At 49.3% G+C, this 15,879-nt stretch carries 15 protein-coding genes and 1 tRNA gene; 7 read left to right on the plus strand and 9 right to left on the minus strand.

The window, feature by feature from the left end; genetic code table 11:
- On the plus strand, nt 1-2,319 hold the full coding sequence (locus LLG46_10930; GenBank protein ID MCE5323813.1) for a DEAD/DEAH box helicase: 2,319 nt from the start codon (nt 1-3) through the stop codon (nt 2,317-2,319).
- Here LLG46_10930 and LLG46_10935 read toward each other — a convergent pair.
- From LLG46_10935 to LLG46_10945, 3 genes are all read right to left on the minus strand, one after another.
- Entirely contained in the window at nt 2,316-3,137 is an 822-nt protein-coding gene (locus LLG46_10935) for a nucleotidyltransferase domain-containing protein (GenBank protein MCE5323814.1), read from the minus strand. The two genes, LLG46_10930 and LLG46_10935, sit on opposite strands and share 4 nt — an antisense overlap.
- 108 nt (nt 3,138-3,245) lie before the next feature.
- A tRNA-Met gene (locus tag LLG46_10940) sits at nt 3,246-3,322 on the minus strand.
- A 123-nt stretch (nt 3,323-3,445) separates the two neighbouring features.
- The gene (locus LLG46_10945; protein ID MCE5323815.1) at nt 3,446-4,081 is read right to left on the minus strand and encodes a hypothetical protein; all 636 of its coding nucleotides are present in this window, start codon (nt 4,079-4,081) and stop codon (nt 3,446-3,448) included.
- A gap of 260 nt (nt 4,082-4,341) precedes the next feature.
- On the opposite strand from LLG46_10945, the gene LLG46_10950 reads away from it, so the two are divergent.
- Nucleotides 4,342-4,578: a BON domain-containing protein gene (locus LLG46_10950; GenBank protein MCE5323816.1), complete on the plus strand. Its 237-nt coding sequence runs from the start codon at nt 4,342-4,344 to the stop codon at nt 4,576-4,578.
- Here LLG46_10950 and LLG46_10955 read toward each other — a convergent pair.
- The 6 genes from LLG46_10955 to LLG46_10980 all read right to left on the minus strand — a co-directional run bounded on the left by LLG46_10955 (nt 4,570) and on the right by LLG46_10980 (nt 10,819).
- Nucleotides 4,570-5,763 carry a M48 family metalloprotease gene (locus tag LLG46_10955; GenBank protein MCE5323817.1) on the minus strand — a complete coding sequence of 398 codons (1,194 nt, stop codon included), beginning with the start codon at nt 5,761-5,763 and terminating at the stop codon, nt 4,570-4,572. The two genes, LLG46_10950 and LLG46_10955, sit on opposite strands and share 9 nt — an antisense overlap.
- A gap of 249 nt (nt 5,764-6,012) precedes the next feature.
- Nucleotides 6,013-7,764, minus strand: coding sequence for a hypothetical protein (locus LLG46_10960; GenBank protein ID MCE5323818.1), 1,752 nt, complete (start codon nt 7,762-7,764; stop codon nt 6,013-6,015).
- A 61-nt stretch (nt 7,765-7,825) separates the two neighbouring features.
- Nucleotides 7,826-8,248 carry a TMEM43 family protein gene (locus tag LLG46_10965; protein MCE5323819.1) on the minus strand — a complete coding sequence of 141 codons (423 nt, stop codon included), beginning with the start codon at nt 8,246-8,248 and terminating at the stop codon, nt 7,826-7,828.
- A 12-nt stretch (nt 8,249-8,260) separates the two neighbouring features.
- Entirely contained in the window at nt 8,261-9,310 is a 1,050-nt protein-coding gene (gene dapA, locus LLG46_10970; protein MCE5323820.1) for a 4-hydroxy-tetrahydrodipicolinate synthase, read from the minus strand.
- 174 nt (nt 9,311-9,484) lie between these two features.
- The gene (locus LLG46_10975; GenBank protein ID MCE5323821.1) at nt 9,485-9,883 is read right to left on the minus strand and encodes a hypothetical protein; all 399 of its coding nucleotides are present in this window, start codon (nt 9,881-9,883) and stop codon (nt 9,485-9,487) included.
- Nucleotides 9,884-10,045: 162 nt separating this feature from the next.
- A complete protein-coding gene (locus LLG46_10980) occupies nt 10,046-10,819 on the minus strand; it encodes an MTAP family purine nucleoside phosphorylase (GenBank protein ID MCE5323822.1) in 774 nt (257 codons plus the stop codon).
- Between the two features lie 476 nt (nt 10,820-11,295).
- Here LLG46_10980 and LLG46_10985 point away from each other — a divergent pair, with 476 nt between their 5' ends.
- The 5 genes from LLG46_10985 to LLG46_11005 are packed head-to-tail and all read left to right on the plus strand — an operon-like array spanning nt 11,296 to nt 15,766.
- Complete coding sequence (locus LLG46_10985) at nt 11,296-11,658, plus strand: STAS domain-containing protein (GenBank protein MCE5323823.1); 363 nt, start codon at nt 11,296-11,298, stop codon at nt 11,656-11,658.
- Between the two features lie 33 nt (nt 11,659-11,691).
- Entirely contained in the window at nt 11,692-13,014 is a 1,323-nt protein-coding gene (locus LLG46_10990; GenBank protein MCE5323824.1) for a glycosyltransferase family 4 protein, read from the plus strand.
- The gene (locus LLG46_10995) at nt 13,011-14,054 is read left to right on the plus strand and encodes a glycosyltransferase (GenBank protein ID MCE5323825.1); all 1,044 of its coding nucleotides are present in this window, start codon (nt 13,011-13,013) and stop codon (nt 14,052-14,054) included. Before LLG46_10990 ends, LLG46_10995 begins: the two co-directional genes overlap by 4 nt.
- A gap of 21 nt (nt 14,055-14,075) precedes the next feature.
- The gene (locus tag LLG46_11000) at nt 14,076-15,614 is read left to right on the plus strand and encodes a sodium-dependent transporter (GenBank protein ID MCE5323826.1); all 1,539 of its coding nucleotides are present in this window, start codon (nt 14,076-14,078) and stop codon (nt 15,612-15,614) included.
- Entirely contained in the window at nt 15,611-15,766 is a 156-nt protein-coding gene (locus tag LLG46_11005) for a hypothetical protein (GenBank protein ID MCE5323827.1), read from the plus strand. Before LLG46_11000 ends, LLG46_11005 begins: the two co-directional genes overlap by 4 nt.
- Nucleotides 15,767-15,879: the final 113 nt, after the last annotated feature.

A 15,879-nucleotide genomic window follows, 5' to 3' on the forward strand; every position in this document is an offset into this window, starting at 1 on the left:
GTGAACGCGAATGCTTTTCTGGATTCCATAAGAAGTTCCAAGGAGTATCGCGGTCAGATAGCTCATGTCGAGCACATTCCACCAAGAGCGGCTGCATGGCGGCCGGTTGAACCGCCTGTTGCCGGGCAGACATCAGATGCGCTTGATCGTTTGGGTATCACGCGGCTCTATATTCATCAAGCTGATGCGATAGAGGCAGTGCGCGCCGGGCAAAGCATAGTCGTTGTGACTGCCACGGCAAGCGGCAAGACACTTTGCTACAATGTGCCTGTTATGGAGGCGCTTGAAGCAAATCCCAAGTCACGCGCGCTCTATATATATCCAACAAAAGCGCTTGCTCAAGACCAACTCGGCAAGATCAGGCAGTTCGGCCTGGACTTTATCAAACCTGCCACATATGACGGCGATACACCTCGTCAGGAACGGCCATTCATCAAAACCACGGCCAATATAATCCTCACCAATCCAGATATGCTCCATATCGGTGTGCTGCCGTATCATTCCACATGGTCGGAGCTTTTTCGCAACCTCAAGTTCGTCGTGATTGATGAGGTACACACATATCGAGGCGTGTTCGGCGCACATGTAGCCAATGTTATCAGGCGTCTGAGACGAATCGCAAAGTATTACGGGTCCGAGCCGCAGTTTATTTGTTCATCGGCCACCGTTGGCGAACCCGGCAGGCTGGTGCATGATCTCACCGGCGTAGATGCCCGCGTGATAGATGATGACGGATCACCATCGGGTCCGAAGTCATTCGTATTCTGGAACCCGCCGTTTATCTCCGGTAAAGATGAACGAAGAAGCGCAAATTCGGAGGCAGTGAAGCTATTCGTGAAGATGGTCGAGTCCGGGATACGCACGATTGTCTTCACTAAAGCTCGAAAAACAGCCGAGTTGATATACAGATATGCGCGGACGGAGCTTAAGGACGAAAAGTCGGCCATTGCAGACAGGATCATGGCCTATCGCGCCGGCTATAAGCCGACTGAGAGGCGCGAGATCGAGCGAAGGCTTTTTACGGGTGATCTGATGGGCGTGACATCCACCACTGCGCTTGAAGTCGGAGTGGACATAGGTGGGTTGGACTGCGTGGTGATGACGGGCTATCCGGGCACGGTGGCCAGCACATGGCAGCAGGCGGGACGATCGGGCAGGGGACTTGCCGAGTCAATGGCTGTCCTGATTGCACTGGATAACCCCATAGACCAGTATATGATGCGCAATCCAGGCTATTTTTTCACTTCGGCGAACGAGCGCGCGATAGTCGATTCGCAAAATCCATATATCTTGGCCGATCATCTGCTCTGCGCAGCATATGAGATGCCTCTTACCAATGAAGAAGTGACATCGCTTTTCGGTGTACGTGCATATGAGCTGCTGGGAATGCTCTCGGACCTTGGACAGATTGAATATAGGCACAGGTGGTATTGGGCAGGCTCGAATTATCCAGCCGCGGATGTAAATATACGTTCGACCGGAGGGGGCAGCTATGATATTGTGTCCGTCGAAAACGGCGGCACGCTGCTTGGCACAGTTGACGCTTCGAGCGCATTCGACACAATCCACCCTGGCGCAGTTTATCTGCATGCGGGCGAGAGCTATGTTGTGACAAACCTTGATCTAGATGAAAAGGTTGCTTATGTCGAAAAGAGCGAGGTCAACTACTACACCACGCCTGCCGACCAGACAAAGATACTGGTCGAGCATGAGCAGGAATCGCGCATTCTATATCGATCTGTGAATGATACAGCCGACACCCGACCGCCGAGTGCCGACGTCTTCTTCGGAGACGTGGTCGTATCCAATCAGGTGACTCATTACTGGCGCAAGCGTCTCTTCAGCGACGAGATAATAGAGAAGCGTCCGCTGGACCTGCCTGAGACCGAGCTTCACACCCAGGCTGTGTGGTTCGCCTTGCCTGACGAAGTCAAGAATAAGATAATCGGCAGAGGGTTTGACCTTGCCGGAACGATCCATGCAATTGAGCATGCGGCAATTGGCCTGCTGCCACTGTTTGCGCTCTGTGACAGGCAGGACATTGGCGGCGTCTCACATCCAAACCATCCAGACACTGACGGCATGCCTGCGATTTTTATATATGATGGCTACGCGGGTGGGGTAGGACTTGCTCGGACTGCCTTTGAGCGCATCGAGGAACTGCTTTCAGCCACGCTTACCACCATTCGTGATTGCCAATGCGACGACGGCTGCCCATCGTGCATTCAATCGCCTAAATGCGGCAATAATAATGAGCCTCTCGATAAAGCCGGGGCGGTTTTTGCGTTGAGCGAGATTATGACAAAAACCGATTGCTAGACGAAAAGATACCACTCGTCAAGCCAGGGTTGAGGCCCGTAGTGTCTATTGATGAAAGCTGCTATTTTGATCAGCAGTGCATATCCGTCTGAGAACTGCTTGTAGCTTTCCAGTTCCAGGTGCTTTTCGTTTCGATCAGCGATACATGCCGCATAGTCTTCTATTTGCGATTTGTTCGATCTACCGAATCGTGTGGTGCCGATATATGGGAACAACCACTTGTCGTGCGGATAGCACTTTCCATCCATAAGATAGCATATCTGGCAAAGTTCCTGTATGACCTTGACTGTGTGAAGTATGACACCGACGTTATCGCCTCTCATAAGCGGATGGCGCAGCCAATCGAGATTGAGATTAATGCTCAGATATTTGGCTTTGATAGCATCCAGAGGCTGTGCAAGCAAATCTTTCGACAAGGAAGATATCAGTGATGCATACATGCCGGCAGGGTCATGCATTATATGAACATTTTGATATTCCCATATTTCAGGATAATCAGGCTTGCTGAAATATCCGGCCAATTTATCGAAGCTTTCAAAATTATAGTGTCCTTCCCAATCTCTAAGCGGCACAAATATGCCGTCGGACCTTTGAATCATCCCATGGTGACGATATCCTGATATTATTTTCCCGATAGTATCGGAGTCTGTGAAAAAGACAAAATCAATGTCGGAATACCTGTCGGCGTTTCCGCGAGCCGTGCTTCCTTTCAGGACAAGTGAGAGTTTGTCCCAATAAGAGCGCAGTACTATATGATCAGACAATTCTTTTGTGTATGCTTCAGCTTTGCTGAGTAGAGCTGCACTTTTTTTATTCATGTGAATCACGCTTGTTCGAGATACATAAATATAACCTGTTGATTTGGCACAAGTCAATAGTATGCGTACATAAAAAAAGCCGACCCATTCGATCGGCTTTTATATTCATGGGAGCGGGGAGAGGATTTGAACCTCTGACCTCCGGGTTATGAGCCCGACGAGCTACCAGACTGCTCTACCCCGCGTCGACTTAAATAGTATACCACTCTTGAGTGTTCCTGTAAAGCATTTATGGGTCTAGTTTTGAATTTATGGCTGACTGCATAAAATCAAAGCGCGAAAGAGTAGGGGCTCCTCCGCGCTGTTTATTATATTGCGCTATTTTTTGTGCGCATCCTTGGGTTTTGAAACAGCTCATTGAACTTCTTCAACTGATCCAGCGTGAGCTGCTCCTTAACCCGACTAATACTGCTCTCGCGAATCTCTTTGCATCTTGCCTGCCTGGTTTCGGTAGTCAGAGTAGTGTCCTGCTTTATGGCTTTGATCTTTTCGGTGCTTTCTTTCATGATCGAGTCAATGGATGTTTTTTGCTTATCAGTAAGATTCAGTTTTGAAAGGATACCGAACAGTGGAGACGCAGGCCCGCGGGTAAGTAGTCTGCCTATGAGTTTCATCTTTTCAGCTTTTGCCCGCTGTTCGGCATTAAGCACGTTCATGATTTCTTCACTCGCGCTCTGTCTCAATGCTTTGATCTTTGATTGCTTTTCCTCTTTGACGGCACTGGATTCTTCTATTTCTCTGATGTCGGCATGGAATTTCTTGATAATGCTGTCGATACTCTTGATCTGATCCTGTGTTAGGTTGAGCTGCTTTGAAAGCCTGCCAATATTGGCCCTTTTGCCCGCAATTCCGCCACGACGCATTCCGTTTGTCCTCTGAGCAAAAGATGCGCACGATAGAATAAAGACTGCCAGCACTGTTATGACTGCGATTTTCCTTTTCATTTTAGTTACTCCTTTGCAGTAATGCGATTTCTGAAAGAACAGACGTATGCATTGATTTATGGTTACAAGGTGCTGAATAATTTTTACGAAACTCCATTGCACAATTATGTATCTTGCGGTGACATGCAGGTTTGTTTTTGGTCATGAACGGGGATAATAAATATGGATGTGCTGTGCTTTTGGCATCATCAGCTTGTGCAATCACAAATATTTGTTTTGAATCATTTGCCGGCGCCTCTGTCGTAGAAAGGAGGCGCATTATGAGAAGTATTAGAGATGAAGCACTCATACAGCTCGTGCAGTCACGTTTGAACCAGAACAGGCTCACCGGCGGTGAGACAATTTATGTAACACTCGAAAATGGTGACGTGATCCTGGTTGGCTGGTGTGACCGCGAAGAGCAAAAGCTCGCCGCCGAAAGGATAGTATCCGGCACATACGGCGTGACGCACATCGTGTCAAGAATAAGGATCCGCAAGATAAGGCAATTAATCTGAGGCGCCGGCAAGTTCTTGCACTGCAACACATTCATTACTCAGCCAGTCTGCCCATGCAGCGCGGTTGAGCGCGGATTTTGCCTGAGCAAGAAGTTCTTCATTGCTGTTTTTTTGTGCCTGTCGATCCTCAGGTTCCACCTTTAGTATCTCTATATTGCCTGCAACAAGTGCACTCTGGGCAGTATTTTCCGTAATCGTTCTTGCAGAAATGCCTGAGTCGAGCATATTATTGATTTTTTTCGCAATAACTTCAGCTCGATCCTTCGATGTGGTGCCGTCCGCCAGCGGCGCGGGTGTACACACCTCGCGATCACATATTATCACCTTAAATTGGCTGCTGCCTTCGCTGATCGGGACCGCTTGAGCATATGCCACACCGCGTATTTTTCTCACATTCGGCGCAAGCCCTTCGGCAACCATGGCGTTCATCACAGCTCCGACTCTTCTATAGGGTGATGGATGGTCCTTATATATGCCCAGGGGCAGGGTTGGGTTTTCCGCTTGTTTTCTATCAAGTTTTTGCATGAATGCCAGCAGTCCGTCCGGTTTATATGATGACTTCACCATGTATGCGACCGCAGTCCTGTCGGCGTCACGCTCAGCTTCCATTGTATGGCTACTTGCGCTCCCTACTTTTAGCATCTGTGCGCCCAAAAGCAGGTTATTGAAATCGCTGCCTCTGACCTTGCCGAAAATCCCCACAAGAGCAATCAGGGCCATATATTTGTCCAGTTTGGACTGTTCCTTAATGATCTTTGTGGTATGATGATGCGCAATATGAGCGATTTCATGTGCCAGAACACCCGCAAGTTCATCGTCCGACTCGACCATTTCCAGCAGACCTTTATTGACATATATGTAGCCGCCGGGGAGCGCAAATGCATTGACATCAGGATCATCGACCACCTTAAAACGGTACTTGAACGGGGCAATTTTTGAATCGCCATATGAAGCGTGGACTTCATATTCACCGGCAATTTTGGCCAGTTTGTCGCCTATACGTTCCACTCTCTCGACAACGGTCTGGTCATCGACAATGTTCATTGTCTTTTCCATCCGTTCGGCATATTCGCGTCCCATCTTTTCCTCGTCTTGATATGAATCGGGATATGATGGGGAAATAACTGCCGTGAGCGAGGCAGCGAGGCACAGCATGAGCACATGAGATAGTCTTGCCCTTTTCATGGTCGATTCACCTCGGACTCTGACCCATAGTCATTGATAATTAGGGTTACCCCTGGTGAAAGAAGTGCAAAACATATCTCGGTGAACGCATACTAAGCAATTACGGTCAGTAAATTGCACGTTTGTATGTGGTTTTACTGGTGTGAAAAACTATAGTGATATGCAAGCGACCAACCGTGATTTACTTAGAGCAAAAAAGCAGCGATTATTAGTCGCTGCCTGAATGTCGATCACAAAATGGAGGTGGGATTATTTTATGGTATTGTCCGTGATGCCATATATGCCTGATGAGAGTTTGAATTCCACTATAGGCATATCGGGTCCCGGAATAAATTCGAATTTATAGTCTATGAGGTCGGTGCCGGTCTGAATAAGCTGAACGGCTTGCGTACCCTTGTCTGAAAAAGCATATTCCGCGTCTTTGGCGATCAGAGCCTTTTGAAGGAGCGCCCATTGATTGTCCGATAATGAGCTGACCGCCAGAGATTTCATGGCCATATCCTTCTGTTGATCGTAGTTCAGCGAAGCATAAAAACGCAGTATGTCTCTGTTTCGCGCCACCTCGATCGTTCTCATCCCAGCGAGTTCTGTAGAATTAATAATTGTATGATCGATCTGGGAATCTCTGAGCTTGGCGATCTGCACCATGTCTTCCAGCAGCAGTCCATTATTGGCTTTGCCCCTATCAGCCCAATACTCAATCCACACCCGCGGCACTTCCCATGATCGCTTGATGAACCACTCACTGTCACGAAGCCTCAGCGTATTGCCGGACTTCTCCCAGTTGGAACCGTAGTCTTTTCTTATTATCTCCAACTGCTCGCCCAGTGGCCTGCTGCCGCTTGCAATTACAGCAGCTTTGCAGGGCAAACAGTCCGATATTATGTTCAGTCCGCTTCTGAGTGCAAGAGATTTGAGCACGTCTGCAAGCGAAGCAGTTGTTTTTTTGTCATACAGGGCAACTGCTCTCTTGAGTGACGGATCCGAGGTAATGTCACGCTCGGGCTGTCCCGATTCTGCCGTATTTGACTGCAATTCAGACTGCAGCAGCTTGCCGACTTCTTCTTTTGACAGTCCGCTCTGGAGCCTGACTATCGCGCGCCCAAGCGATTTGGCAACACTGCTTGACGGATCGAACACAGGCACAAAAATGGACTCGTCCGCCGTGCCGACTTCAATGCTGCCGAGAAGCCCCTTTGCCATTACCGCCGATGCGCTTGTCATGGCGTTCCTGTTTATCGTCACCTGGAGCTTGTCGAACTTTCTGAGCAAATCCGAATGATCATCAGAGGCACCGATTCTCTGCTGCAGAGAATCGTATGATTCGGTCATGCTCTGCACAGTCGCCTGCAGTTCGGTCGAAAGCTGAGATACGGGAAAACTCGCCGATGTGCCCTGCAAGAATGCGTTTCGAGCCTCGGCAGATGAATTGAGGAACTCGGCAAGACTTCGCCCAAGCGGCTCACTTGCCAGCACATATTTCCACGGATCGGTATTGGCGAGAGTTGCGGCATCCTGTCTGCCCAGCGACCCGAGATTTGACATCTCAGCCAGAACATTTTCACGCTTGGTGCGGAGCTGCTTTGCCTGCGCATCCACAGCCGAATCGCGCAGTGACTGTTCTTCCTTCGCCTGGTCCTCGGTCTGCAATATCGCATATTTCAGCTCAGTTCCACTGCCTATGGTTATCCAGTCGAAGTGGAGTATCGAGCTGATCTCTCGCATCAGGTTGCGAAGCGGCATAGCTTTGACATGGACAATTATCCGGCGGTCACGCACCATCCAATCGTTGTCATTTACGCCTGCAGCCATTGGCACGCCTGTATTTTGCGCGAGGCTGCCCAGCGCTTCCGAGACATGCAGACCATCTGCGTCGAAGTCGACTTTTTGATCCAACCTGACGTCAGTGCTTTGGGAGAGAACATCGACACCGGCAGCCGCCGCCAAAGCACAGACCATCACAATGAGGACAGCAAACGAGAACGTGCGGTGAAGATTCATATGCGGACCCGTCCTAATGAATATGAGTTTATGCCACGGTTATCATACGATTTCAGGGATGCTATTGTTCCGGCAGTGACCTTGCTCTTGTAACTGCCAGCAGCAGCAATGCGCCAAAGACAACCCGTATTATACCGGCAATCCATAGTATTTGATACTGCATGGCCTCCGAACGGTTCGAGAATATCGTGCCCATAAGTTCAGTCATCGCACCCGGATTTATCAGCATCACGATTCCGAATGCAAATGCGACTAAACCCAACGCTGCAACATATGGTATGAAAGCAACTGCTCTTTTTATCGCAGAGATTAGCAGTATCGCTCCAAAAAACACAGCCACAGCCCCAAATACTCTGATCTGTGATTCCGACTCGACAATTCCTCTCGACACTCGAATCCAGAATTTCGGCAGCAGTGGTTGGCTGATTCCAACAATAATCAGAATGAGTCCCAGAATAAATACGACTCCGCGTAAAACACGCATCGATAGTTTCCCCTAGAGGGCAAGGCTATCCCATATTGAATCGTTCGCAAGCCTCGCTTCTACATCGACATCGTAAAACTCACCAACAGGCTGCAGGAATTCAGGTGCCTTCTCCCAAACGCTCTTGGCTGCTTGCCTTACAATTTCCACGCCTGCGCGTGACATTTTGCCGAGCGGCTTTCTATTTGGCCCCGCGGGCATTCCAAGGCCGTTCATTAGGACCTTGATCGCGGATGGGTTGCGATACCTGTCTGTGACGGTCACCTTTTTGCCCATGGGCAAAATACGCTCATTGTCTACCCTGACAGTAACGATGCCAAACAACGGCGCAAGCCCTTCATATACCTCACGAGCAGCTTCCTGGTCGCCGGAAATGATAAGCGCCACCATTTTAGAGAGTGCGGCTGGAGCGACATTGGAGACGACCGATATCACGCCGTTTGCCCTAACGTCAGCGATAGTCATCATGTCAAAAGTGAGGTCATCATCACCGCTCATGATCGAGAAACCATCACCGAGCAGACTCCTCGTATGCGCCATTCTGTGGAGGTCACCGGTAGCTTCTTTGACTGTGTTTACATTCGGAAACTTGCCGTTTAGAATAGCCAGGTCTTCAGCGGCAAGTGCGGTCCCGGACCTGCCGGGTATGATGTAGGGGACTATGGTTGTGTTTGGAAACTCCGATGCGATTGCGCCATAATATTCATCTCGAAGTTCACTCGAAGATGGACCATTATAATAACAGTCCACAAGCAATACAGCCTCCGCGCCCGATTTCACGGCGTGCCTGGTGCTTGCAATCGCTTCGGATGTGCAGTTGCTGCCTGAGCCGGCAAGGATGCCGCATCTACCGTTACAGTGCGATATAACACTCTCGACCACCTTATCGTGCTCGTCCCAGTTGAGAGTGGGAGACTCACCTGTCGTGCCTGATGGCACCACGCCGGTAATCCCCTGAGATATCTGGAACTCGATGTTTTTCTTAAGCCCATCCCAGTCCACTTGGCAATCATTGGTCATAGGGGTAACAGCGGCAGTCCAGGTGCCTTCCAGCATCTTCATTAGAATCCTCCAAAAAACAGACCGTGAAAATTCGCATCCTGAAGACCCTGCACTGCCAGTGCCTAGATGCGTTGTACGGTCTTTATTGCCTTTTTATCAATAATAATTGTCTTGAAATTCAGTTCGGCCGGATTCTAACCCTCGCGGACCGTAAATGGCCAAACCGCGTTGTAATCAGTCGCCGGCTGCATCGGCATCGGCTGGAACCGCATATAGTTTTTTTCTCAATACTGCTGCCATAATCCCATATACCAGTGCTGCAGTGATCAATAATCCAATTATCACCATGGCAACAGTATTTCCTGCAGCCCACTGTGCTGCTTCACGTGCATCAACAACATGTCCGGGTTCCGCGGACATAATCGCACTGCTGACTCGGCGCACTACAAAGCCCCATAGTAAGATGACATAGGCAGACCACTCAGCACAACCGAATGCCGTGAGCGCCGTGTTTTTCCATTTACGAAAATAGGATTGCTGCATGCCCTCTGCCGGATTTGTCTTCCTGACAATGTGAATACCTATCCTTGCAATAAGAAACAGAGCAACACCGCACAACAATATAGCAAACATTCTCTATTCCTCCCCGGAAAGTGGCCTGAAATTGTGATCAGCAGGCCATAGGCTTATTCTCTTACTTTGTACAAAACAGCTAATCTATTTTAGAGTGGATTTGGATATTTGGCAATGCAGCTAATTTGGTATTGAGTATTTTGTATTGATTATTTGTCTGTCCTAAAAGACGAGCGCTTTGTTCGATGCGCATGTGCAGGCTCGCTCGACCGGTATGTTCTCAAGGGCGATACGTAGAACATCTGCCAGTTTTTTCGATGCAGAGGTCATGGCTTCGCGGACTTCATCGTGCGAAAGTGGAGTGGGGGAGATACCGCTTGCCATGTTGGTGACAACGCCCATGGCGCCGTAACATAGTCCGGCTTCTTTAGCCAGGATCACCTCAGGAATATTGGTCATGCCTATCACATGTGCGCCCCATGACGCATACAAACGTATTTCCGCAGGACTTTCATATCTGGGACCCTCGACTCCGGCATAGACGGCACCCGAAACAAACTCGACTCCTGCCTGGCCGCACGCCATACTGAGTGCTTCGGACATTTCCGGGCAGTAAGGAAGCGTGAAGTCTGTATGCACCACTGGACCCTCTGGATCATCAAAGAAAGTATCTACGCGCTTTCTGGTCAGGTCTATAAAGTCCCCAAGGATGGCAAATGATCCAGGCGGTAAATTTTTCTTGAGCGAGCCGACGGCACATATCCCGATCACACGTGTGACGCCGAGCTTTCTAATTGCAGCAATTTGCGCACGATAGTCTATCATACTGGGTGGAACGCTATGGTCGCTGCCGTGGCGTGGCACAAACAATAAGTCTATGCCATTCAGCCGCCCGTATATAATCTGCGCCTGCCCGAAGCGAGTAGTAAGTGTAGACATTGAATTGACTTCCATTATCTCGTCAATACCTGTCCCGCCGATTACTGCAATGTCCACTCTCATACCTCCAAATGCAAATTCAATTGTGATGAGTGATTATCCTTCTCTCATATAATCAGAGTGAATAGAGAGAGTTCAGTTATTCGGGAATTTTTGGCTCAGCAAAAGCTTCGCCCCCCCAATAATGAGCGTGCCGGGAGGGCGAGGTTCCCACCGAGCCATATTTGCTCCTATAATGCTGAGCTGTTTCGGTCAATGTTTGGGCTATGGACTCGAAACGGAAATGTAGTATAATAGCTTTCGGTATGTTTATTTGAGGTGTTTGCTTCCCAAGGAAGGGAAAAGCGAGCACAGCGTTTAAGGATAAAATTATCCGCTGGACATGCCGGCAACTATTCAATTATTCATTTAGCACGACCCCGGACAAGTGCAAGTATGTACTGGGGGAGACCGAACCTTGGGATGAGTTGGGTGGGTTTGGACTTCTGGGCTGTAGTTTGGGCCGTCGTAGTCGAGAAAGGAGTTCATCGGCAATGGAAATGGATCTGCAAATAAACGTCCGTAAAAACGGCACCACCAGAATAATCGAACTGAACGGAGAAGTGGACGCATATACGTCCGCGCGTTTCAGAGAGATAATGCTTGAGATGATAGACGACGGTGGCATCGACCTTATCGTAAACATGTGCAAGGTCGAGTATATTGACAGCTCAGGGCTTGGCGCTCTTGTCGGCGGATTAAAGAGGGTAAGCGAGCGTGACGGCAAGATTATGATTGTCAGCGATGGACCTCAGATCAGGAAGGTCTTCGAGATTACGGGGCTGGAAAAAGTGTTTCCTATATATGACGCGGAGCACGCGGCAATTTCGGCATTAACTGGTAGCACAAACTCGTAACCTAGAAGAACAGAAGGAGGCCGACCTCGATTTATGATCGAGGTCTTGTTGTTCATGACGAAAGCAGATGAAAAGACAGTCCAGCACGTGGACATTTCCGTCCCCGAAGAATTTGCACTCAGAGACGAAGTAAGATGGCTTAAAAGTGAGGACTTGAGCCTGTTCAGATATCTTCGGGAGACGATGAACAAGATCGAACCCGCATACATAGCGACCTATCCGCCCAGCGAGTGCGGAATCGCAACTTTTACCAAAGACCTCTCATCCTCAGTTGCAAAATATACTCCATTCTCGAAACCAAATATCATTGCTGTCAAGCGTGAGCATGAGATCGAGCCGTATGAGCGAGTGGTGAGATTTCAAGTGCTCAAAGAAAACAAACAATCATATTTGGATGCAGCAAAATTTATAAATGATTCTACTATCGATATCGTCAGCGTCCAGCATGAATTCGGAATATATGGCGGAGCAGACGGTGAATACATACTCGATTTTCTTGAGGCGCTGGAGAAACCCGCTGTGGCAACGCTGCATACTGTTCTCCAGAGACCCAGCCCCAATCAGAAGCGAATTATGCAGGAAATTGGCAGGATGTGCGAGGTCATGGTCGTCATGGTCCGCACAGGTAGAAATATCCTGTTGGATGTATATGATGTGGACCCCAAGAAAGCCACAGTGATACCTCACGGTGTGCCGAATGTCCATAGAGTATCTGCATCCAGTGTAAAAAGAGCGCTGGGTATTACCGATAAGTCGATACTGTCCACGTTCGGGCTTATCAGCCGTGGAAAAGGGATCGAATATGTCATTCGCGCTATGCCGAAAATTTTGGAAAAGCACCCGAATGTCATCTATCTGGTGCTCGGAGAAACACATCCGGGCGTGAGGAAAAATGAGGGTGAATCATATCGAAACATGCTCATCGAAACGGCAAATGAGCTTGGAATAGAAGAGAATGTGAGGTTCAATAACCGTTTTCTCTCACTCAACGAACTGGTGCGATATCTGTGTGCCACCGATGTATACGTGACGCCGTATCTGAGCAAGGATCAGATCACGAGCGGAACACTGGCCTATGCCCTCGGCTGCGGAAAGGCCATAGCGAGCACGCCATATCTGTATGCAGAGGAAGTGTTGGCGGACGGGCGTGGTATGCTTGTAGACTTTGAGTCGCCGGAGAGTATCGCTGATACGGTCAATAACATTCTCGACAATAAAGAGCTAAAAGAATCCATGGAAAACGCCGCATATGCATATGGCAGGCGTGCGGCATGGTTTAATGTAGCGGTCGACTATCTCGATCTATTCCATAGGATATTGACTCGCGAGAGGGCAAAGATGGGTACTGCCGAATGACATATCCTCCAATTGTATTTGAGCATTTAGAGACGCTGACAGACTCGACAGGTGTCATCCAGCATGCCATATTTTCGATTCCGAACCGCAGGACCGGATATACGACGGACGACAATACCAGGGCGCTGATCGCGGCGATCATGGAGTTCGAGCGGACGGGTTCGCGTCAAATATTGCAACTTGTGAGCAAGTATCTGAGTTTCCTGCATTATGCGCAGACACCGTCGGGGCATTTTCACAATTTCATGGCATACGATCAGGTATGGCTGGACGATCAGGCAAGTGATGATTGTTTTGGCCGTGTAATGTGGGCGTGTGGCTACGCGCTGTCTGCTGAATTGCACTCAAATGTCAAAAAAGTGGCCAGACAGCTTTTTGATGCAGGAAAACGATGGATAACTCCCAATCAGAGCCTGCGCTCACGGGCATATATGATAATGGGCTGCCATTATTACCTCAAGAACGTCCCAGACAGTGAAGATGCGCGTCAGGCACTAGAAGCTCTCGCGGATTCGCTGTGTGCTGCTTTTAATTGGAATGCGAAACCGGACTGGACGTGGTTTGAGAACGTGCTTACGTATGCTAACGGGATGCTGCCGAGGGCACTATTCATGGCATATCAGACCTCCGGAAAAAAAGAGTATCTGGATGTTGCCGTCAAGGCTCTCGATTTTCTGACTTCCGTTTGTGTGTTGGATGGAATGTTGTATCCTATCGGGTGCAACGGCTGGTACGTGAATGGCTATGAAAGAGCCTATTACGATCAGCAGCCGGTGGACCCATTGGATCACACACTTTCATACCTGGCTGCATACGATGCAACGGGTGATATGAAATATCTGGAACTGGCAAAAGTCAGCTTCGACTGGTTCTTTGGTCACAACTCAGTCGGGGCTCCGCTTTACGATCCGGTAACGGGCGGATGCTATGACGCACTCGGCCCTGATGGTTCCAACCTCAACCAGGGTTCGGAATCCACAATCTGCTGCCTGTTGGCGCAGTTGGCAATGCAGCCATACCTGGATAAGATCAACTTATAAATCAGGGGTGTGTAACTGCAGATGGATGCAATCAAAGGCAGAGAACGCTGGGCTTCTCGGTTCGGCTTGATCCTGGCTATGGCTGGAAATGCGATCGGGCTGGGTAATTTCCTGCGCTTTCCTGTTCAGGCTGCCGCATATGGCGGCGGTGCATTCATGATCCCATACTTCGTGGCGCTGCTGCTGCTCGGTATCCCATTGATGTGGGTGGAATGGGCTATGGGGCGTCTCGGCGGGACGAAAGGGCATGGAACCGCGCCGGGCATGTTCGAGATGCTTTGGAAAAGCCGCGCCGCCAAGTATTTCGGTCTGCTTGGGATCGCACTGCCGCTTTGCGTTGTGATGTATTACACATGCGTGGAATCGTGGACTCTGGCCTACTGCTGCTTCTCCGCAGACGGAACACTTTCAAATTTGAACGGCACTGGTTTCCGCGACTTCTTCAATGGCCTGCTTGGCGGCAATGGATATACTGCAGCTTACATATTTTTTGTCTTGACCGTAATTGCAAACTTTGCAGTTATGTGGCGAGGCATATCAGGCGGTATCGAAAAAATGGCTCGTGTCGCAATGCCGATGTTGTTCATATTTGCGGCAACGCTTGTCATTCGCACCCTGACACTTGGCTCACCAGTGCCTGAACACCCCGAACGAAACGTACTCAACGGACTTGCTTTCCTATGGAACCCGCAGCTCGACAGGCTCTCTGAGAGCAAAATATGGCTGGCTGCTGCAGGGCAGGTGTTTTTCACATTGTCGGTCGGCTTTGGAGTTATATCCTGCTATGCATCCTACCTGCGCAAGAACGACGACATAGCGCTTTCGGGTCTATCGACAGTGACATTGAATGAGACAGCCGAGGTGGTCCTTGGCGGCTCACTCGCCATTCCTCTGGCATTTGCATTCTTAGGCGCCGGGGCTGTTACAGCAATTGCTAAAGAAGGGCCTTTTTCGCTCGCGTTTGTGACTATGCCTATGATCTTCAAGAGCATGCCTTTCGGCCAGGTCCTCTCGACCATATGGTTCATGCTGCTCTTTTTTGCGGGAATCACATCTTCTGTTGCGCTTGCTCAAGCGGCAGTTGCGTTCATGGAAGATGAGATTGGCTGGGCAAGAGAGAAGGCTGTTGCGGCGGTGTGGTTTGTGATATTTGCCTGCGGGAACCTGATAATATTCGGACCTGGAGTGATGGGTGAAGTCGACTTTTGGGCAGGGACAGTGGGTATAGTAATTTTTGCGTTGATCGAAGTGATACTTTTTGTATGGGTCTTCGGAGCCGACAAGGCCTGGGCCGAGATCAACCAAGGCGCGGATATACGGCTTCCGAAGATCGTCTATTACGTCTTGAAATACATTACTCCGGTCTATTTGGCTGTATTGGTTGTCGCGTGGATCGCACAAGACGGTAAATCAGCCGCATTAATGCGTTCGGTTCCCGCTCCAGAAGTGCCATGGCGCTGGGCTGCCAGGCTGCTGATGGTGTTAGTGATAGCTACATTGGCATTTTTGATACGTCGATCCAGGCACTTGAAGCAAGATGAGGCAGGTGGCAAAATATGAATGATTCTGCAATAAAGCTGACTACTGCGGGCTGGATATTCATGTTATGCACATGGGCAGTTGTTCTGACGGGCGCCGGGCTTTGCATTCACAGGATTATGGCTGTAAAAGGCAAGCAGAAATCGTCTGATGTACAGACAAAAAGTGATTAGGGTGGGGGATCAATACTGCAGTTTCGACAATTTTTTGCCGAATACTACTTCTGGGACTCAGGATTAATTGACCCCGGGATTATGCTCGTGATATACTTGAAGTCGATGGAATA

Source organism: bacterium, from assembly GCA_021371935.1.
Classification (GTDB): domain Bacteria; phylum Armatimonadota; class UBA5829; order UBA5829; family UBA5829; genus UBA5829.